Here is an 18,810-nt window from a genome sequence, read left to right on the forward strand (position 1 = left end):
ATGAGCCAGAAACGCAAAGTAGCCATCATCGGTTCCGGCAACATCGGCACCGACCTGATGATCAAGATCCTGCGCAACGCCAAGCACCTAGAGATGGCAGCGATGGTCGGCATCGACCCGGCCTCCGACGGCCTGGCCCGCGCCGCCCGCCTGGGCGTGACCACCACCCACGAAGGCGTGCAGGGCCTGACCCGCCTGCCGGTGTTCAGGGACATCGATTTCGTCTTCGACGCCACCAGCGCTGGTGCCCATGTGAAGAACGACGCCTTCCTGCGCCAGCACAAGGCCGACCTGCGCATCATCGACCTGACCCCGGCGGCCATCGGCCCGTACTGCGTGCCGGTGGTAAACCTCGAGCAGCACCTGCAGGCGACCAACGTCAACATGGTCACCTGCGGTGGCCAGGCGACCATCCCAATGGTCGCGGCGGTATCGCGGGTGGCCAAGGTGCACTACGCCGAGATCGTTGCTTCGATTGCCAGCAAGTCCGCCGGCCCCGGCACTCGCGCCAATATCGACGAATTCACCGAGACCACCAGCAAGGCCATCGAAGTGATAGGCGGCGCGACCAAGGGCAAGGCGATCATCATCATGAACCCCGCGGAACCGCCGCTGATGATGCGCGACACGGTGTACGTGCTGAGCGAGACCGCCGACCAACAGCACATCGCGGCGAGCATCGAGGAAATGGCTCGCGCAGTGCAGGCCTACGTGCCGGGCTACCGCCTCAAACAGCAGGTGCAGTTCGAACCCGTGTGCGGCCTGAGGTTGCCTGGGCAGGGCACCTTCACCGGTCTCAAGACGTCGGTGTTCCTTGAAGTGGAAGGCGCCGCCCATTACCTGCCGGCTTACGCCGGCAATCTCGACATTATGACCTCCGCCGCGCTGGCCACCGCCGAGCGCATGGCACAAGCAATGGGGGCGTCGGCATGAACGGCAAGAAGCTCTATATCAGTGACGTAACCCTGCGCGACGGCATGCACGCCATCCGTCACCAGTATTCGCTGGATGACGTGCGTGCCATCGCCACGGCGCTGGATCGCGCCAAGGTCGACTCCATCGAAGTCGCCCATGGCGATGGCCTACAGGGTTCCAGCTTCAACTACGGTTTCGGTGCCCACACCGACCTCGAATGGATCGAAGCAGCGGCCGACGCGGTCAACCACGCCAAGATCGCCACGCTGCTGCTGCCAGGGATTGGCACCCTCCATGACCTGAAGAGCGCCTATGACGCCGGTGCTCGCATTGTTCGCGTGGCCACCCACTGCACCGAGGCAGATGTTTCGCGCCAGCACATCGAATATGCCCGTGAACTGGGCATGGACACCGTTGGCTTCCTGATGATGAGCCATATGCACACACCTGAAGGGCTCGCGCAGCAGGCCAAATTAATGGAGGGCTACGGCGCCACTTGCATCTATGTGGTGGATTCGGGCGGGGCGATGAACATGGACGACATCCGTGCGCGCTTCCGTGCGGTCAAGGCTGTGCTCGACCCAGCGACGTCGACCGGTATCCATGCCCACCACAACCTCAGTCTGGGCGTGGCCAACTCCATCGCCGCCGTGGAGGAGGGCTGCGACCGCATCGACGCCAGCCTCGCCGGCATGGGCGCCGGCGCCGGCAACGCACCGCTGGAAGTGTTCATCGCCGCTGCCGACAAGCTTGGCTGGCAGCACGGTACCGACCTGTACGCGCTGATGGATGCCGCCGACGACCTGGTGCGCCCGCTACAGGACCGCCCGGTACGGGTGGACCGTGAAACGCTGGCCCTGGGTTACGCCGGGGTCTATTCGAGCTTCCTGCGCCATGCCGAAGTGGCCGCTGCCCGCTATGGCATCAAGGCCGTGGACATCCTCGTCGAGCTGGGCAAGCGGCGGATGGTCGGTGGCCAGGAAGACATGATCGTTGACGTCGCACTCGACCTATTGAAGCCATCGCTGGAGAAGCGTGCATGAATACCGATATTGCTCGTATCGCCGAAGCCCTTGACCGGGCGGCGCGAAGCGCCGAACCACTGGCACAGTTCAGTGGCAGCACCGCCTTTTCCCTGGATGACGCCTACCGGATCCAGCGCGCCTCCATGCAGCGTCGTTATGCCGATGGTGAGCACAGCATCGGCATCAAGCTGGGCTTCACCAGCCGCGCGAAGATGATGCAAATGGGGGTGGATAGCCTGATCTGGGGGTGGCTCAGCAACACCATGGTGGAAGAGGACGGCGGCCTGATCGACTTGGCGCGCTACATTCATCCGCGTGTCGAGCCGGAGGTCTGCTTTCTAACGCGCCGTGCGATCGATCGCCCGCTGACCCTGCTGGAAGTGAGCAACCATGTCGAGGCCGTGGCGCCGGCGCTGGAGATCATCGATTCACGCTACCAGGCGTTCAAGTTCAGCCTGGAGGATGTGGTGGCGGACAACTGCTCCTCGGCCGGCCTCACCATTGGCCCTTGGTCGAGCAACTTCTCTGGGCTGGACAACGCCGGCGTAGTGATGCGCCTGGATGGGCGTGTGGCTCAGGCCGGCTCCACGGCTGCAATCCTCGGCAATCCGCTGCGCAGCCTGGTGCACGCCTCACGCCTGCTGCACGCCGCCGAACTCGAATTGCCCGCGGGTAGCCTGGTGATGGCAGGCGCCGCCTGCGCTGCGGTGGCGTTGTACCCAGGCGTGCATGTCAGTGTCGATGTCCATGGCGTTGGGCAGAGCAGCTTCAGCGTCCGCGGTGACCACGGAGGCGTCAGCCATGAGTGACCTCAACGCCACTGTCGTTGCTGGCAAGGCCACACCGCGTGGGCGCTTTCCGCATATCAAGCGTGCGGGTGACTTCCTGTTCGTATCCGGTACCAGCTCACGGCGCCCGGACAACAGTTTTGTCGGCGTAGAGGTGGATGCCATGGGCACCACCCAGCTAGACATTCGGGCGCAGACCCGCGCAGTGATCGAGAACATGCGCGACATCCTCGCCTCTGCAGGTGCAAGCCTTGCAGACGTGGTGGAGATCAGCAGCTTCCTCGTCGATATGAACGACTTCGGCGGATACAACGACGTCTACGCCGAATACTTTGACGAAAGCGGCCCGACCCGCACCACCGTAGCCGTACACCAATTGCCACACCCCCATCTACGTATCGAGATTAAGGCCATAGCGTACGCGCCGCGTCGTCGCTGAACCGTAGGGAGAAAACAACCATGGACAAGCATCACTTCAGCGCCCCTTTCAACTTCAACCGCTGGATCGACGAGCACGCGCACCTTCTCAAGCCGCCGGTGAACAATCAGCAGATATGGCAGGACAGCGATTACATGGTCACCGTGGTGGGTGGGCCTAATCAGCGCACCGACTTCCATGACGATCCGGTGGAGGAGTTTTTCTACCAGTTCAAGGGCAATGCCTACTTGAACGTCTGGGACCGAGGTCGCTACGAGCGCGTCGACCTTAAGGAAGGCGACATCTACCTGATGGCCCCCCACGTTATCCATTCGCCGCAGCGTCCTGAGCCCGGCAGTCTGTGTCTGGTGGTGGAGCATCGCCGCCCGGAAGGGCAGTCCGACGCCTTGCAGTGGTCCTGTGCGCACTGCGGCACCGTGGTCCGGCGCTATGAGTTGAGGCTCAAGAGCATCGTTGCCGATCTTCCACCGGTATACGACCAGTTCTATACCACCACCGATGATGAGCGTCGTTGCCCTGGTTGCGGCGAAATCCACCCAGGCCGCGATTGGCAGACCTGGCACAAGACGCTGCGTGAGGTCCACGGCTTATGAAAATCGATATCCATTCGCACTTTTTTCCCCGCATTACTCAAGCCGAGGCCGCCCGCCTGAGTCCTCAGCGTGGCCCTTGGCTGCATACCGAGGGGCGTCAGGGGCAGATCATGCTGGGAGATAAACCGTTCCGTCCGGTACATGATGTGCTGTGGGATCCGCAGCGCCGCATCGAACACCTGGATGAGCAGGGCTTGGACGTGCAAGTGATGTGCGCAACGCCGGTGATGTTCGGCTACGACCAACCTATCGCGCAGGCGCTGCCGTGGGCACAGATGATGAACGATCGGGCCCTGGAGATGACGGCCCTGATACCCGATCGTCTCAAGGTGCTGGCCCAGGTACCCCTGCAAGATATCGAGGCGGCCTGCCTTGAGGCCAGCCGGGCAAAGGCCTGTGGCCATGTCGGCGTGCAAATCGGCAATCACGTGGGCCACCACGATCTGGACGAAGCGGGCCTGATCACCTTCCTGCACCACTGTGCGGTGGAAAATATCCCGTTGCTGGTGCACCCGTGGGACATGATGGGCGGCGAGCGCATGAAGAAATGGATGTTGCCTTGGCTGGTCGCGATGCCGGCGGAAACACAGCTGGGTATCCTGTCGCTGATCCTGTCTGGCGCTTTCGAACGCTTGCCGGCGTCCCTGCGCATCTGTTTCGCCCATGGCGGCGGCGGCTTCGCCTTCCTCCTGGGACGGGTAGATAACGCCTGGCGCCATAGAGATATTGTCCGAGAGGATTGCCCGGAACTGCCGTCTAGCTATGTCAAACGTTTCTTCGTCGACTCGGCGGTCTTCGACCCTCGTGCGCTGCGTTTGCTGGTGGACGTGATGGGGGCAGACCGCGTCATGCTCGGCTCCGACTCTCCCTTCCCGCTAGGCGAACAGGCAATTGGCGCTGGTGTACTGGAGCATCCGCAGTTGAGCAAGCAGGACAAGTCGCGTATCTGCGCCGAGAACGCCCGGGGATTCTTCGGCATCTGATTGGCCATCGCGAACGAGCGGCAACCTGATCGGAAAAAAGTCGTGGTTGCCGAGGAGCGTCATGAAATCAAGCGTACTCACGGTTTCGCGCAAGCTGAAGTTCTACCAACTGGTGGTATTTGACCAGGTCGTGCAGAGCGGCTCACTACTGCGTGCCGCTCAGATATTGAACATGACTCAACCTGCCGTCACCAAAGTTATCCATGAGATAGAGTCGTACTTCACCGCGCCGTTGCTGGTACGTAGCAATCGCGGCGTGCGCCTGACGGAGCTGGGCGAGGTAGTGCTGCGCAGAGCCCGTGCAATGCTGGCAGAGCTTAGGGCGCTAACTGATGAAGTGCAGGCTCATCACGAGGGGGGGGCAGGCCATGTGGTTGTAGGCACGCTAATTTCAGCTTCGGCATCGTTGTTGCCGCTCGCGCTACGGCTGCTCAAGGAGCGCGCCCCGCAGGTGCTGGTGTCGGTGCGGATCGGGCAATTCGATCAACTCTTCCCCGCCTTGATAGTGGGTGAGGTGGACCTGGTGATCGGGAGGATCCCTGACGACTGGCGGGGGCGGGAGGAGAGCCGGACGTTGGGCGTTGACTCGCTTTACGTGGAGTCTTTGTCGATCGTTGCCGGAAGCCGACACCCGCTACACGATCAGGCCGTGTCGAGCTTGGCCGATTTGCAGGCCTATCCGTGGATTTTGCCGCCACCCGGCTCGTCACTACGTCGTACCGTCAATGGGCTTTTTGCCGAGGCTGATTTACCGCTGCCAGCCAATGTAATCGAGTCGCTGTCGGTGCTTACCAACGTAGCGTTGATGCAGGACCAGAAGACTGTGGGTTTGCTGCCGATGGAGACGGCTCGGCAATTGTCTGGTCAGGGCGGGATTCGAAGCTTCACCTTCGGCACGCCCTTACGTTTCGGCGGGATCGGCTGTTTTTATCCCCATAACCGTGACCCCGGGCCTGCCGCCAAGCTTTTTAGGGAATGCACCCGACTTGCCTGCGAGCGGCATGTCATCAGCGACTGACAGTCGCCCCCCGGTAGAACCAGTGATGGTTATTCCGCCAAAAGGCGAGAGCGGCCAGTCAGGGCTGACCGCTATCGGTTCAACGCCAGCGCGGGATATTCAAACGCATCAAGACGTGGGCCGCGAGCCGGATCCAGCTTTAGCTCGTTCGTCGCTGGCGCCTCGGGCCATGCTGGAGAAAACACCGTCTCTTAGTACCCAGGCATGCATCAATGCGGCGCCCAGATGTCCCAGGATGATCGCGAACAGCAGCCACGCCAGAGCGCCATGTGCCAGCCGAAGCCATGCGTAGAGCACCGGGTTTTCCGGAACCAGCGCAGGCAAGCTCCAGTCGCCCAGAAGGATGACGGGCCAGTTGCCTGCCGAACGCACCGCCCAGCCGAGCACTGGCAACCCCACCATCAATAGGTAGAGCAAGCCGTGCAACAGGTGGGCGGCTACGGCTTGCCAGCGGGGAATACTTGCGGGCAGTGCCGGCACAGGCCGGCAGAAGCGATTGGCCAGGCGCACCAGTGCGAGGCAAAGGATGGCGATGCCCAACGGCTGATGCACGTCGATCAACACGGGACGGAGGGCTAATGAGCTCATCATGGCTACCCCGATGAACAGCATGGCCATGATGGCGATCGCCATTGCCCAGTGCAGTAGCCTGGCGGTCAGGTTGAAGTGCCGGGGACTGCGCGTACGGGTAGTTGGTACGTCTTGCATCACTTGTGCTCCTGCTGGCCAATGGCGTCGGTTGCCCTGCCGAACGCGATTTCGCGCAGACGTGCATTGTAAGAGTGCGAGTAAATACCCGCGCGCGCTGCTAGCACAGGATCGTTCGACAGCGCGATACCGGATGGCACCAAGGTGGGGTCGAAGTTGATATCGCGACAGCCCCCTTCGCGCTGATCGCGAACGCTGGTCACTTCCAGCGTGCCGGCGACCACTTGCTGTCGCTCGGCGGGCCAGGGTTGTGACGGATCATCGACCGGATCTCCCGCCTGCGCCAATTGCAGTACCAGATCCCAGCGAACGGGCGCTTGTGCCACCCGCTTCTTGATATCGTCGAACAGGAAATCACGGCTGGATCGCGCCCGCTCTTCCGGGGAGAGGCCATGGAAGGGAGCGTGGGGCCGCATGAACCAGCGCACGGGCTGGCGTGTGCCATCTGCCGCAAGCAGGATAAATGCGTTGATGACGTTGTACTGGGCCTGCGCAAAGCTGCTCGGCCAAGGCGCAGTCGCCTTGTACTCCACCGCCTTGCGAGCCTCTGGGTACTTTTCGAAGAACGCCCCGACTCGCGCGGGGTCAGGCTGTCCGGTGGTCGGGTCGGGCTCGAATGCGTGCCTTTGTGCCAGGAACCCCTCGGCATCACGCGTAGGGAAGTAGGGGGCATTGTTCAGCTTCATCCGCCATTGAGATCTGTCGTCTGCACTCAACAACAAGGCCATGCTCACCGTGGCGGTAGAGGCGTCCGGCGCATGGGGGTCGGCGGACCCGATCGAGAAACGTCCGATTGCCGGGACTTCATCCTGGGCGAACACTCGAGCGGTCGAGAGCGACGCCGCTGCATTGCTGCTGCGAAAAACTCCTGCGAAACAGATGCCCTTACCATGCGCTCGACGATAGCCCGGTTCGAAGTGCTGCAGCGAGTCACCGAGAAACGTTCGAGTGGTGGTTCGGCCCCCGACCAGCCCGGCGGCCCAGGCGAATGACAGTGCCAGTGCGCCGACGATGGCTGCGATGACCAGCACGGGCATCCAGCGTTTGTTGAATGTGGGACGTTGCAAAGCGCTCACCCTGACCTTGACCGATGATTGGCACGCACTATAAGTTTGCTACCCCACCCTAAGGAAGTACGCACCTTTTGGTTAGTACCATGACTGACTCTCGCTTGGACACCGGCAACCCCCAGGACTCATCCGCGCTTGACGAGCACACGCTGACCGCCAAGCTCAGGCGCGGCGACCTATTCACGGGCAAATGCAAGGCCAGGGAAGTGCTGTCTCACGTCACGAGTCTGTGGGGAATGCTATGCCTGATTGCGCTAATTGACGGCACGCTGCGTTACAGTGAGCTGCGTCGCAAAGTGAACGGCGTCAGCGAAAAGATGTTGTCGCAGACCCTTCAGCGGCTGGAAGGCGATGGTTTCGTGCGCCGGACCTCATATCCCATTGTCCCTCCGTGGGTCGAATATGATCTGACCCCTTTTGGTCAGGAAGCCGCCGCGCATGTTGCGGCACTTGGCGACTGGTTGGAGATGAATCTCCATAAAGTCCCTAAAGCCTAGCGGGGTCATGACGACTCATAGCTTCCATTGCCGGATTTATACAACGGCCACTGTGTAAAAACTAGTTTTTGATAGCTTCGGCCCCTCGGATTCGCGAGCGGAGTGTTAGCGCAAAGAAGAGAAGTACTGGGTAGGTGACTTACCTACGGCTTTCTTGAACATCGTAATGAAGGCATTAACGGAGTCATATCCAAGAATGCCCGCCACACGTTGCACGGATACCCCCTCTGCCAAATGGCTGAGTGCGATCATCAAATGCAGCTGCTGGCGCCACCGCCCGAAGCTGAGCCCGGTCTTGCTTTCAACTAGCCTGGCCAGCGTTCGTTCACTAGTCGCAAGCCGAGTGGCCCATTCGCGCAGGGTGGTGCGGTCGCCGGGAGTAGCAAAGAGCGTATCCGCGATGTGTTTGATCTTCGGATGGTCTGATATTGGCAAGTGCAGCTCTTTCACCGACGCATCGGAAAGCTGCTCGAGTAGCACTGCAACCAACCGCGCGGCCTTGCCCTCTGAAAGACAAGAGCGGTCCTGCTCAACAAGGTGCAGGATCAACTCCCGGACAAGCGGCGTAATAGCAAGTGTACAGCACCCATCAGGCATGACAGCTGCGCTGGGCTCGACGAACAGAAAGCAGGTACTGGCATTCGCGGTTACACGACAACTGTGTGGCGTGCCGCCGGGGATCCATACCGCGTGCTGGGGTGGCACCAGCCAGATTGCGTTCTGCACCTCACAGCTCACCGCCCCCCGCAAAGACAAGATCAGTTGGCCTTTACGATGATCATGTGTGCCGGTGCCGGAATGATTAGGTTCCGGCACAACCTTGAGTGCAATCGCCGCCTGGAAAAAAAGGTCTGAATCGAAATCTTCTGGTGAGGAAACGACATTTTTTGAGAATGGCATGATTTAGGTATCATATGGCTTGATATCTATATTCTATAACTCTCAAGCTCTCTACAGTTGCCTTTTTTTTAGAGGACAGCTAGAGAATATGTCAGATACAAAAAACAAGTGGCAGGCCACCATGCTCGTCGCGGGCATCCTGCTTATTGCCGTTAATCTGCGCGCTCCCTTCACGGGCATCGCGCCCATTCAGCCGCTAATCCAGAAGGATTTTGGCTTGAGTGCATCAGCACTGGGCCTGCTCACTTCACTGCCACTCCTTGCTTTTGCGGGGTTCTCCCCGCTCAGCGCTGCGGTCGCACGAAGGTCCGGTACTGAGCGCACCCTTTTCGGTGCTCTGTTGGTGATTTCAGTGGGCATCCTACTCCGCTCCGCAGGTAGCGCGTGGGCGTTATACGCTGGTTCGATACTGATAGGCACCGGAATCGCCCTTGGCAATGTGTTGCTTCCCAGCCTGATTAAACGCGACTTCTCATCGAAAATGGCGTCTATGATCGGCGCTTACTCCATCACGATGGGCGCAGCAGGTGCTGTTGCGTCAGCCGCTATCGTTCCTCTGACCCAATCATGGGGATGGTCGATAGCCCTGAGTTTGGTGGTGGCAGCCCCGCTGTTGGCGATGTTGGTGTGGCTACCGCAGTTGAAAGTTAAAGAACACCTGAGCCTGCCCAGCCCGAACCAAGCGGCATCTGTGGCGGTATGGCGTTCGACGCTTGCCTGGCAAGTCACCCTGTTCATGGGGCTCAACGCGATGCCTTTTTATGTCACAGTGAGCTGGCTTCCTACTATTCTGATGAACCATGGGATATCCCCCGAACAAGCAGGAACAATACACGGCACGCTTCAACTGACTACAGCGATTCCCGGCTTGATCCTGGCGGCCACGCTTCGCCGTCTCACAGACCAAAGACTGGCGGCCGCTACCGTCAGTCTGCTAACAGCCTTATCACTTATCGGACTTATTTATGCGCCAGGCCACGCTATGTGGTGGGCCGCATTCCTAGGCTTTGGTTCTGGCGCCAGCATGATGCTCGGCCTGACGTTCATCGGTTTGCGCACAAAGAACTCCGTTGACGCGGCTGCACTTTCAGGAATGGCGCAATGTGTAGGCTATTTGATGGCAGCAGCAGGCCCGATATTGCTGGGGCAACTGCACGACTCAACCGGTGGTTGGACGGCACCGCTGCTGACCACCGCCGCCATCTCTATCGCAGGTGCATTCACCGGCATTTTGGCAGGACGCAACGTCCAACTCGAACCCTCTTCTCGCTGCGCAGAATTTACTGGTTCTGAGTAAGGGGAGGCAGTGCTTGCCAGATCGGCTTGCGGCTGAGTTAACGTCCCGAAGCCCGCTGCCATCCGATCGACAGCATTGGTAGCTTAAGGCACGGTAATACATGCGCACATCCCAGGCTCTAGGATCAGGGCCTACATTAGTCACTGCTTGGGAGAATATGGCATGCGTCTGCTGGTGAGTTTCGCCACCCAGCCTGCGACTCAAGACCAACCTTGATCAATCAATCGAAGGCCCGAGCGTCGAAGAACTGAATGGTAGTGTTTAAGGCTTCTAGATTGGTTTTATGAGTGATCGTACTATCTTGCTCGCAGATGAAGCTGTGACCAACATCGGGATACACAGTAAGTTGGTGCGGAACGTTAGCTGCAGCTAACGCATGCGCTAATTGAATACTTTGTAAGTAAGGGACTTTTTCATCTTTTCTCCCTACCAAAATCAAGGTGGGCGCTGTTTCGTTGCTAACTTCTAACGCCGGACTGGCCCCTTTAGGAACATCCGAGGAGTCGGGTAAGTAACGCAGTAATTGCGACTCTGGAGCGAGCTCGTGCTGCGGAAGAGACAACCCGAGGAGTTGGGCTTGATAAGGGAGGGTTTGGAAGCAGAACACGCCGTACCATACCGCTACGGCTTGAATTGTGACAGCACGGCCTCCAGGTTCGGCCGCGGGAGAGTTACCATCGGTCCACGGGTTGCCCAAACTTGCAGCGATCTGCGCGCCAGCGGATACTCCCCAGACGTAGGTATTGGTAGTGTCAATTTGAAGATCTTCAGCGATTTCTGCCAGATAATTCAGGGCGGCTTTGGCATCCTCGAGCTGTCCAGGCCACCTCGCTTCCGCGCTCAGTCGGTAGTTGATCGACGCCACGGCATATCCGCGGGCGGCTATCTCTGCCAGCAGCCGCGGGAAATCGCTGAACACTCCTGACCGATGACTGTCGCCTCGTCGCCATCCGCCGCCATGTATATAAATCAGCAACGGGGAAGGAGAGGACCGACGCGGGCTGGGCGGTAGGTAAAGGTCCAGTGTCAGAGGACGATATCCCTCGATCCGTGCGTAGGGCATTGCTCCATTAAGGGTTACGCCATTGTCAAACTCAACAATCCAGGGCGGCATTGCGTCTTTGTACACCATCGAAGCGCTGGTCTTTGCGTCAATCCAACTGTCCATTCTATTGGGATGCTCTTTTGCTGATTCGCGAACGATCTGAAGAACCGAACTTGCCAAAAAATTGATTGATGGCACTAACGATTACCCTGTAACTGTTTGTTTTCACAGATCGGGACCAGTGAAGCCCATCAGATTATATGAGGCCTCGTCTCCAGTATCGACCTCAACGGGGTGCGCTGACGTCGGTTTGCCCGCTGGCAAGTAATGCACCCCGGATGAAGCCCTCGGCCAATCGTCGTTCGACGAAGTCTCTAACATAGGCTGCTCCAGCATCACGGCCTCGTGGCACTGCGACTGCTTGGCGGATAGCGGTGAAGGCTCCCTGCATCACCCGATAATTCTGATTCTTGGCTGCGATTTGTTCCAGCGGTTGTCTGACCCCGGCGGCAGCATCCAGGTCTTGGTCAATGAATAGGTCTACTGCACCTGCAGACGTTTCAGCTCGGTGTAGCTCTGCATGCTGCAACGTACGTGACAGGTACAGGTCGTAAGCAGCGCCGTTGCCTACCGCAAGCCGAAGTCCAGGTTGATCCAGGTCCTCGGTTTTGGAATAGGGCGACTCGGCCTTTACCAGATAGGTCCCTTCGATAAGTACGTAGGGTTCACTGAAGCTGATCTGGGCGGCGCGGACAGGCTCGATAGCCAGGAAGGCCAACGTCCACGCGTTTTCTTCAAGTGCAGCGAATACCTTCCCGGCCGCGTCGTATGTGCGCAATTCGAGAACTACGCCCAGCTCTTCGGCCAGCGATTTAGCAAGTGCAACAGAAACACCATGCGGTTCTCCGTCAGCGCCTGGCTGAGCCAGCACTGGGTTACCGAAGTTGATCGCCGCATGCAGAATGCCGTTGGGCGCCAGGTCCTTGAGGACCTGCTGGGCAATAGGGCTCATACCTTCTCCAGGGTTAGAATATTGGGAATGTGTAGGACACGATCAGGCGGTTTTCATCCGCGCCACGTGCAAAGCTCGATCGATAGCTCGCGTTACGCCACCGGACCGATACGTTCCTCAGGGCACCGGATTGCACCACGTACTGCAGTTCGGTGTTGCGCTCCCATTCATGGCCCTCACCGGTGATAGTCGCTGCGTCGGCCTGATCGCCTCGCAGGTAGCGGGTCATGAAGGTCAAGCCAGGAATGCCGAGAGCCGCGAAGTTGTAGTCGTAGCGCAGCTGCCAAGAACGTTCACCGGGCTCGGCGAAGTCGTTGAGCTGGACGAAGTTGACCAGGTAAGGATCGGTTCCATCGAGATAGGGCATGGAGGTGGAACCGTTCATCTTTTGCAGTCCCAGACCCAGCGCATGTCCGCCCAAGCTGTAGGTGAACATGCCGGAAATTGCTCTGCTATCGATACGTCCGCCCAAAGCGCGACCGTCATCGTCGCTTTCCATGTAGCGAAGATCAGCTTTGATCTTCCCGCGGCCCACTGGAATCGAATAGTTCGCCCCCACGAAGTGCTGGTGGTAGACGTGTTCCAGCTCTGCATATTGATAGATCAGCAGCAGGTCTTTTGTGAGCTGGTAATCCAAGCCGCCCAGCCAGAAGGCGTCACCTTCGGCATTGCCTGTGAAACGACGGTTTTTGTTGTTTAGTGTGATCGGTACGCGGTCTGTCGAGTCGCGATCGGTTTGGCGCTCGAAGCGGGCACCGATGAAGGACAGCGAATCGAATTCTTTGCTGGTGAGCAGGCCGCCCTCAAAGGTCTGGGGGAGGAGGCGGCCAGTGTTGGCCTGAACCGTGGGCAGCTTGGGGATCAGAGTGCCGTATTTAAGCTCTGTCTCGGACAGGCGCATCTTGCCAGTCAGGCCCAGGCGGCTGAACTCGTCGGCTGCGCGACCATCATCATGGGTCGGCAGCAGGCCGGTACCGGTTCGATCGGGACTTGAGTCCAGCTTCAGGCCGAGCATGCCCAGAGCATCGACCCCAAAACCGACTGGCCCTGGTGTGTATCCGGACTTCGCATCGAGAATGAAACCATGGGCCCATTCTTCGCGCTTTGACTGGCCGGCGCCGTCACGGAAATCGCGGTTGATGTAGAAGTTCGTCGTTTGCAAGGTGACCTTGCTGTCGTCTATAAAGCCATCCCCATAAGCCGTCGCTGCGGCCAGGCAAGGAGTTACGGCAAGAAGCTTGCAACCAGTTTTGTTTTTGTTATGCATTTGCTGCTCCATCAATTGGAACGTGGGGTGTAGGCGTGCCTCCCGGGACGCCAGGATCAGGAAAAAAAGAGGTTCAGGCGGTGCGGAAAATCATGCAGACCGGGCTGCCGGTCTGGATCTGATGCTCCAGCAAAGCCAGTTCGCCTTTCGGGCTAATGGAGAAAGTCTTGATGTTGTCGCTGTCTTCGTTAGCGACGAACAAGAAGCGACCGTTAGGGGACGCAGTCATGAACCGAGGCTTCTTGCCCTGGCTAGGTACGTTGCCGATCGGGTTGATCTTCCCGGTAGGCTGATCCACCGAATAAATGGTCACGCTGTCATGCCCGCGATTGGAGGAGAACAAATGTACTCCATCCGGTGCCATGACCAGCGCTGCTGCACGGCTGTCCCCTACAAAGTCCTGAGGGAGGGCTGGGGCCACCTGGAATGGAACCAGGGAGCCGTCATTCTGGTTGTAGCGGTAGCTGGTGATCGTGCTGTCCAGTTCGTTCACAACGTAAGCAAATGACCCGGTCGGAGAGAACACCACATGTCGAGGCCCGGCCCCCTCGCGTGTCTTGATTTCATGCGCCAGTTCAGGCTTCAGTGCGGTCCCGTTCTGCTTCAAATCAAACACAAAGACTTTATCCAGTCCTTTGTCCGGGACCACCAGGAAGCGGCCCGATGGATCGCGTGGGATCATGTGCGGGTGGGAGCTCGCCTGCTCGATCTTGTGCGGGCCAGGGTTGCCCGGAAGGTCGTATTTGCTGATGACGGGTTGCAGGTGGCCGGTCTTATCGAACGGCAGAATGACAATGCTGCCGGTGGCATAGTTGGCCACAGCGAGGAATTTGTTGCTCTTGTCCACGGTAAGGTGGACGGGGTTGTTCCCTTCGCAACTAACCGAGCTTACCTTGGTGAGCGTTCCGCTGGCTGGCTCAATTTGGAATGAGCTGACAGTGGACTGGTCGCCATGTACGCAGAACAGCAGGCTCTGGGTTTGGTCGAGGCACAGGAAGGATGGATTGGTCAGATCGCCGACGGTTTGAACCAATTCGGATCGACCTGTTTGCGTGTCATGTCGATAAACCGTGATGCCTGCACCGCGGGCGTTTCGCTCGCGAGTGGTTCTGGAGCCCACATAGAAAATTTGGGTTTTGTTCGAGTTGGCAGGCTGCATAGAGTTCTTCTCAGGTCCTGATTTGGCATCTGCCGCTCCCGCTCCGAGGCCCAGAATGGTTGCCGCAGCGACGATGGAAGTAGAAGAGAGCAGCGTGCGTCGAGTAATGGCGGGTAAAAGCGGTGATGGGCACATAGCAAAATCTCATCGTTGTTTTTGTTGTGATGAGTGCCGCCGACCTTCGAAGGTCGGCGGTAGCTGAGCCATCAGTACTTCGACGGTACGAGCACCCAGCCTTCCATCAGGCGGCGGGCGCTTCGGCTCATGACGGCCTTGTCTACAATCCAGTTGCCATCGACTTGGGTGGTCTGCGCGCCTACGGCAACGGTGCCGGCGGTGTGGCCCATATTGACTTGGCGTTCACCGATATCGCCGACGATACGGTTGACCAGCGTGCCTTCCAGAGCGGCCGCCACGGCAACGGCTACAGCGCCAGTGCCGGTGATTGCGTGGTGCAATTTGCCCATGGAAAGGATGCGGGCGATCACATCGATCTCGCCGGCTTCGACTGTCTTGCCACCGGCAGCGCCGTAGGTTTGCGGCGCAGCTACCAGGCAGAGCTTCGGCGTGTGAGGGCGAAGGCGTGTTGCTTCCTCAGCGGTAGCCGCCAGACCCATGGCTACGGTGCAGTGTGCGCGGATGGTTTCCAGCGACTGCAGCAGTTCGGCGTTGCCATTCACCTGGTCTTGGGTCTCGGTTCCGGTCAGGCCAACGCGCTGAGCGTCGACGAAGATCGTCGGGTTGCCTGCGTTGAGCAGCGTTGCCGGCAAGCTTGGGAAGCCAGGGATATCCAGTTCATCCACGACATTACCGGTTGGAAGAATGCTGCCGCCCGAACCGCCAGGCTGAAGGAATTCCACGACGATTTCGGCAGCAGGGAAGGCGACGCCATCCAGCACGAAATCACCTTCTTCAACGACCTCGCCATCCTTCATCGGGACATGGGCGATGATGCGCTTCTGAATATTGGCCTGCCAAATTCGGATGGTGGCGATGCCGTCACGAGGAGCATCGACTAGCCCTTGGCGAATGGCGAATGGGCCAACGGCTGCGCTCAGGTTGCCGCAGTTACCGGACCAGTCGACCACCGGGTTTTCGATTGCCGGGGCACCGAACAGGTAATCAACATCGCAATCGGTACGACCCGATTTACCGATGATGACGACCTTGCTGGAGCTGGAGGTGGCAGCACCCATGCCGTCGATCTGCTTGCCATAAGGATCCGGGCTGCCGATGACGCGAAGCATCAGTGCATCACGCTCGGGGCCTGCAGCCGGAACATCTTGCTCCAGGAAAAAGACGCCTTTACTGGTGCCACCGCGCATGAATACGGCAGGGATTCGAACTTGAGTCATTACACTGCTCCTTCCAGTTGCTTCGCTTGTGCAGCCTTGTCCATGCTCTCCACCAGCAGCTGCGGCAGCAGGCCGCCGCGGCGGAAGTAGCGCACGTCTTCATGCGTATCCAGGCGGCTGGTGACGGTTACGTTTTCAGTGGTGCCATCTGCACGCTCAATGACGAGTTGCAGCTTGTCGCCAGGCGCGAAGGTGTCGTTTATGCCTTCCACCGAGAACTTCTCGTGACCGGTCAGGCCCAGCGTCTTGCGAGTTACACCTTCTGGGAACTGCAGCGGGAGGATGCCCAGGCCAGCCAGGTTGGTGCGGTGGATGCGCTCGAAGCTCTCGGCCACGACAACGCGCACGCCCAGCAGGCGAGGGCCTTTGGCTGCCCAGTCACGCGACGAACCGCTGCCGTACTCCTTGCCTGCCACTACGATCAGAGGCTGCTTGCGATCGGCGTAGGCTTGGGCGGCTTCGAACACGGTGCTCACGCGGTTTTCCGGCAGCAGCAGCGTCCAAGGGCCTTCGCGGCCGTCACTCATCAGCTCGTTCTTCAGGCGGGGGCTTGCGAAGGTGGCGCGCTGCGCGGCTTCGTGGTTGCCGCGACGAGTGCCGTAGGAGTTGAAGTCATCAACACCAATGCCGTGGCCTTTGAGGTACGAACCGGCGTCGCTGTCCGGCAGGATGGCGCCCGACGGCGAGATGTGGTCGGTAGTAATGTTGTCCGACAGCATCACCAGAACGCGCATGTCTTTCAGGTCGCGTTGAGGGTCGGTAGCAGTCAGCTCATCGCTCCAGTACGGCGGCTTGCGGATGTAAGTGCTGCTCTGGTCCCAGGCGTACTGATCGGTGACGCCGGCGCGCAGGTCAGAGGCGATGACGCCCGCTTCGCGAGGTACCGAGCTGTAGGCCTTGTCGAACAGGTCGGCCGACAGTGCTTTCTTCTCGATCTCGTCCAGCTCTTGATCCGAAGGCCACAGCTCGCTGAGGTAAACCGGCTTGCCTTCGGCGTCGGTGCCGAGCGCATCCACTTGCGGGTCGATGCGGTAGGTGCCAGCGATCGCGTACGCCACGATCAGGGGAGGGGACATGATGAACACTTCACGAGCCAGCGGGTGTACGCGACCTTCGAAGTTGCGGTTACCGGAGGTCGCTGCAACGGTTTCCAGCTTGCGAGTGCGAATTTCGTCCTCGATCTCTTTGCTGAGCAGAGGGCCGGACATGCCGTTGCAGGTCGTGCAGCCGTAACCAACAACGTTGAAGCCCATGTTGTCGAGGTCCACGTTCAGACCTGCACGGTCCAGGTAGTCGGCGACCACCTTGGAGCCGGGTGCGAAGGAAGTCTTGACCCATGGAGCACGACGCAGACCGCGCTTGAGTGCATTGCGGGCGACCAGGGCCGCAGCGATCACGCCACGGGGGTTGGAGGTGTTGGTGCAGCTGGTGATGGCGGCAATCACGACCGAGCCGTTATCCAGGCCGGTAGGGACGTCTTTTGCTGCTTCGCCTTTACCCAGCAGGATGCGCTGGTGAGGTTGTTTCGGGCCGGCAATCGCACGACCAACGGTGCTCAGGTCGAGGGTGACGACACGGTCGTATTCGACCGATTCCAGGCTGTCATGCCACAGACCTTGATGTTTGGCATAAGCCTCGGTCAGCTCGGCAATCTCACCGCCGCGACCGCTGAGTCGCAGGTAGTGCAGGGTGCGATCGTCGATCGCGAACATTGCTGCGGTAGCGCCGAACTCAGGAGCCATGTTGGACAGGGTGCCACGGTCCGCCAAGGACAGGGCGGCAACGCCTGGTCCATGGAATTCCAACACGCTGCCGATTACGCCGGCTTTGCGCAGGCTTTCGGTCAAGGCAAGCGCGATGTCGGTAGCAACGTAGCCCGATGGCGGGACGCCTTCCAGTCGGACGCCGACGATTTCTGGAACCCGCATCATCAGGGCTTTGCCCAGCATTGCGGCTTCTGCCTCGATACCACCAACACCCCAGCCCAGCACGCCGATGCCATTGATCATGGTGGTGTGGCTGTCAGTGCCGACTAGCGTATCTGGGAAGGCCCACAGATCACCTTCGGATTCGCGCGTACCGATGACGGTGGTCAGGCGCTCCAGGTTGATCTGGTGAAGGATGCCGTTACCGGAAGGCACGATCGACAGGTTGTTGAAGGCCTTGTTGCACCAGCCCAGGAAGGCAAAGCGCTCGGCATTGCGCTCGCGCTCGATAGCTTCGTTATCGGCCAATGCGCTGGCATCACCCCAACGCTCTACGTTCAGCGAGTGGTCCACGACGAGGTGAGTAGGGGTGACCGGGTTTACCTGACGTGGATCACCGCCTGCTTTTGCTACTGCGTCACGCAGGCCGGCCAGGTCGACCAAGGCAGGGGTGCCGAGCAGGTCCTGAAGTACTACGCGAGCGGGGCGGAAGGGGATGTCGCTGTTTTTAGAGCGAGTGCAAATTACTTTCAGCGCCTCGTTCGGCTCTGCCTCGGTACGCAGGACGTTCTCAGCGAGGATCCGGAGGCTCATTGGCAGGCGGGCGAAGTCGCCGCCTATCGCTTTTACGGCTTCAGATACGTTGCAGACGCGGTAGTTGTGACCGTTTACGGCCAGGGTTTGGCCAATGTGCTTGCTCATGCCGGGGACCTCACAGGCGTGTTTTTTGTGAGGTGATATTGCGCTTTGTCTAAACTTGAGTCAATTTACTTCCAGCAGAAAAACTTCGGTCGAGCGCCGAATGGTCACCTTG

18 protein-coding genes are annotated in these 18,810 nt (G+C 59.4%); 9 read left to right on the forward strand and 9 right to left on the reverse strand.

The genetic code is table 11. The features are described 5' to 3' along the window. The 7 genes from SB765_RS01240 (at position 1) to SB765_RS01270 (ending at position 5,761) form a co-directional block, all read left to right on the forward strand. Positions 1-933 (forward strand): acetaldehyde dehydrogenase (acetylating), encoded by a 933-nt coding sequence (locus tag SB765_RS01240; protein WP_027609217.1) that lies wholly within the window; start codon positions 1-3, stop codon positions 931-933. Continuing rightward, on the forward strand, positions 930-1,958 hold the full coding sequence (gene mhpE / locus SB765_RS01245; RefSeq protein ID WP_027609218.1) for a 4-hydroxy-2-oxovalerate aldolase: 1,029 nt from the start codon (positions 930-932) through the stop codon (positions 1,956-1,958). The genes SB765_RS01240 and mhpE overlap by 4 nt, the downstream gene beginning before the upstream one ends. Further along, positions 1,955-2,749, forward strand: a complete 795-nt coding sequence (locus SB765_RS01250; protein ID WP_027609219.1) for a 2-keto-4-pentenoate hydratase — start codon at positions 1,955-1,957, stop codon at positions 2,747-2,749. Before mhpE ends, SB765_RS01250 begins: the two co-directional genes overlap by 4 nt. Beyond that, the gene (locus SB765_RS01255; protein WP_025754657.1) at positions 2,742-3,167 is read left to right on the forward strand and encodes a RidA family protein; all 426 of its coding nucleotides are present in this window, start codon (positions 2,742-2,744) and stop codon (positions 3,165-3,167) included. Before SB765_RS01250 ends, SB765_RS01255 begins: the two co-directional genes overlap by 8 nt. 20 nt (positions 3,168-3,187) lie before the next feature. Further along, positions 3,188-3,760 carry a 3-hydroxyanthranilate 3,4-dioxygenase gene (locus SB765_RS01260; protein WP_025754656.1) on the forward strand — a complete coding sequence of 191 codons (573 nt, stop codon included), beginning with the start codon at positions 3,188-3,190 and terminating at the stop codon, positions 3,758-3,760. Next, positions 3,757-4,743 (forward strand): amidohydrolase family protein, encoded by a 987-nt coding sequence (locus tag SB765_RS01265; RefSeq protein ID WP_025754655.1) that lies wholly within the window; start codon positions 3,757-3,759, stop codon positions 4,741-4,743. Before SB765_RS01260 ends, SB765_RS01265 begins: the two co-directional genes overlap by 4 nt. A 61-nt stretch (positions 4,744-4,804) precedes the next feature. Further along, complete coding sequence (locus SB765_RS01270) at positions 4,805-5,761, forward strand: LysR family transcriptional regulator (RefSeq protein WP_025754654.1); 957 nt, start codon at positions 4,805-4,807, stop codon at positions 5,759-5,761. Between the two features lie 108 nt (positions 5,762-5,869). Here SB765_RS01270 and SB765_RS01275 read toward each other — a convergent pair whose 3' ends face one another. Both SB765_RS01275 and SB765_RS01280 read right to left on the reverse strand, forming a co-directional pair. After that, positions 5,870-6,469: a cytochrome b gene (locus tag SB765_RS01275; RefSeq protein WP_025754653.1), complete on the reverse strand. Its 600-nt coding sequence runs from the start codon at positions 6,467-6,469 to the stop codon at positions 5,870-5,872. Beyond that, the gene (locus SB765_RS01280) at positions 6,469-7,545 is read right to left on the reverse strand and encodes a catalase family peroxidase (RefSeq protein ID WP_027609220.1); all 1,077 of its coding nucleotides are present in this window, start codon (positions 7,543-7,545) and stop codon (positions 6,469-6,471) included. Before SB765_RS01280 ends, SB765_RS01275 begins: the two co-directional genes overlap by 1 nt. 95 nt (positions 7,546-7,640) lie before the next feature. On the opposite strand from SB765_RS01280, the gene SB765_RS01285 reads away from it, so the two are divergent. Continuing rightward, entirely contained in the window at positions 7,641-8,036 is a 396-nt protein-coding gene (locus SB765_RS01285; RefSeq protein ID WP_243744014.1) for a winged helix-turn-helix transcriptional regulator, read from the forward strand. Between the two features lie 105 nt (positions 8,037-8,141). Here the strand turns inward: SB765_RS01285 and SB765_RS01290 are convergent, their stop codons facing one another. After that, positions 8,142-8,936 carry an AraC family transcriptional regulator gene (locus SB765_RS01290; protein WP_027609222.1) on the reverse strand — a complete coding sequence of 265 codons (795 nt, stop codon included), beginning with the start codon at positions 8,934-8,936 and terminating at the stop codon, positions 8,142-8,144. Between the two features lie 88 nt (positions 8,937-9,024). Here SB765_RS01290 and SB765_RS01295 point away from each other — a divergent pair, with 88 nt between their 5' ends. Further along, on the forward strand, positions 9,025-10,233 hold the full coding sequence (locus tag SB765_RS01295) for an MFS transporter (protein WP_027609223.1): 1,209 nt from the start codon (positions 9,025-9,027) through the stop codon (positions 10,231-10,233). 220 nt (positions 10,234-10,453) lie between these two features. On the opposite strand, the gene SB765_RS01300 is transcribed toward SB765_RS01295, so the two are convergent. The 6 genes from SB765_RS01300 to acnA all read right to left on the reverse strand — a co-directional run bounded on the left by SB765_RS01300 (position 10,454) and on the right by acnA (position 18,698). Next, positions 10,454-11,476: an alpha/beta hydrolase gene (locus tag SB765_RS01300; protein WP_256208022.1), complete on the reverse strand. Its 1,023-nt coding sequence runs from the start codon at positions 11,474-11,476 to the stop codon at positions 10,454-10,456. Positions 11,477-11,564: 88 nt separating this feature from the next. Then, positions 11,565-12,290 carry a transporter substrate-binding domain-containing protein gene (locus SB765_RS01305; RefSeq protein WP_027609225.1) on the reverse strand — a complete coding sequence of 242 codons (726 nt, stop codon included), beginning with the start codon at positions 12,288-12,290 and terminating at the stop codon, positions 11,565-11,567. 13 nt (positions 12,291-12,303) lie between these two features. Further along, positions 12,304-13,557 carry an OprD family porin gene (locus SB765_RS01310; RefSeq protein WP_027609226.1) on the reverse strand — a complete coding sequence of 418 codons (1,254 nt, stop codon included), beginning with the start codon at positions 13,555-13,557 and terminating at the stop codon, positions 12,304-12,306. Between the two features lie 73 nt (positions 13,558-13,630). Next, positions 13,631-14,716 (reverse strand): lactonase family protein, encoded by a 1,086-nt coding sequence (locus SB765_RS01315; protein ID WP_050437172.1) that lies wholly within the window; start codon positions 14,714-14,716, stop codon positions 13,631-13,633. Between the two features lie 206 nt (positions 14,717-14,922). After that, the gene (gene prpF / locus SB765_RS01320) at positions 14,923-16,071 is read right to left on the reverse strand and encodes a 2-methylaconitate cis-trans isomerase PrpF (protein ID WP_027609228.1); all 1,149 of its coding nucleotides are present in this window, start codon (positions 16,069-16,071) and stop codon (positions 14,923-14,925) included. Next, on the reverse strand, positions 16,071-18,698 hold the full coding sequence (gene acnA / locus SB765_RS01325) for an aconitate hydratase AcnA (RefSeq protein WP_027609229.1): 2,628 nt from the start codon (positions 18,696-18,698) through the stop codon (positions 16,071-16,073). The genes prpF and acnA overlap by 1 nt, the downstream gene beginning before the upstream one ends. Between the last annotated feature and the right edge of the window lie 112 nt (positions 18,699-18,810).

Source organism: Pseudomonas sp. SIMBA_067, assembly GCF_046534675.1.
Taxonomy (GTDB): Bacteria; Pseudomonadota; Gammaproteobacteria; order Pseudomonadales; family Pseudomonadaceae; genus Aquipseudomonas; species Aquipseudomonas putida.

Bases quoted from the DNA above. Each gene is read 5' to 3' on its own strand.
- SB765_RS01240 (WP_027609217.1), top strand. From the start codon at position 1: ATGAGCCAGAAACGCAAAGTAGCCATCATCGGTTCCGGCAACATCGGC.
- mhpE (WP_027609218.1), top strand. From the start codon at position 930: ATGAACGGCAAGAAGCTCTATATCAGTGACGTAACCCTGCGCGACGGC.
- SB765_RS01250 (WP_027609219.1), top strand. From the start codon at position 1,955: ATGAATACCGATATTGCTCGTATCGCCGAAGCCCTTGACCGGGCGGCG.
- SB765_RS01255 (WP_025754657.1), top strand. From the start codon at position 2,742: ATGAGTGACCTCAACGCCACTGTCGTTGCTGGCAAGGCCACACCGCGT.
- SB765_RS01260 (WP_025754656.1), top strand. From the start codon at position 3,188: ATGGACAAGCATCACTTCAGCGCCCCTTTCAACTTCAACCGCTGGATC.
- SB765_RS01265 (WP_025754655.1), top strand. From the start codon at position 3,757: ATGAAAATCGATATCCATTCGCACTTTTTTCCCCGCATTACTCAAGCC.
- SB765_RS01270 (WP_025754654.1), top strand. From the start codon at position 4,805: ATGAAATCAAGCGTACTCACGGTTTCGCGCAAGCTGAAGTTCTACCAA.
- SB765_RS01275 (WP_025754653.1), bottom strand. From the start codon at position 6,469: ATGCAAGACGTACCAACTACCCGTACGCGCAGTCCCCGGCACTTCAAC.
- SB765_RS01290 (WP_027609222.1), bottom strand. From the start codon at position 8,936: ATGCCATTCTCAAAAAATGTCGTTTCCTCACCAGAAGATTTCGATTCA.
- SB765_RS01295 (WP_027609223.1), top strand. From the start codon at position 9,025: ATGTCAGATACAAAAAACAAGTGGCAGGCCACCATGCTCGTCGCGGGC.
- SB765_RS01305 (WP_027609225.1), bottom strand. From the start codon at position 12,290: ATGAGCCCTATTGCCCAGCAGGTCCTCAAGGACCTGGCGCCCAACGGC.
- SB765_RS01310 (WP_027609226.1), bottom strand. From the start codon at position 13,557: ATGCATAACAAAAACAAAACTGGTTGCAAGCTTCTTGCCGTAACTCCT.
- SB765_RS01315 (WP_050437172.1), bottom strand. From the start codon at position 14,716: ATGCAGCCTGCCAACTCGAACAAAACCCAAATTTTCTATGTGGGCTCC.
- prpF (WP_027609228.1), bottom strand. From the start codon at position 16,071: ATGACTCAAGTTCGAATCCCTGCCGTATTCATGCGCGGTGGCACCAGT.
- acnA (WP_027609229.1), bottom strand. From the start codon at position 18,698: ATGAGCAAGCACATTGGCCAAACCCTGGCCGTAAACGGTCACAACTAC.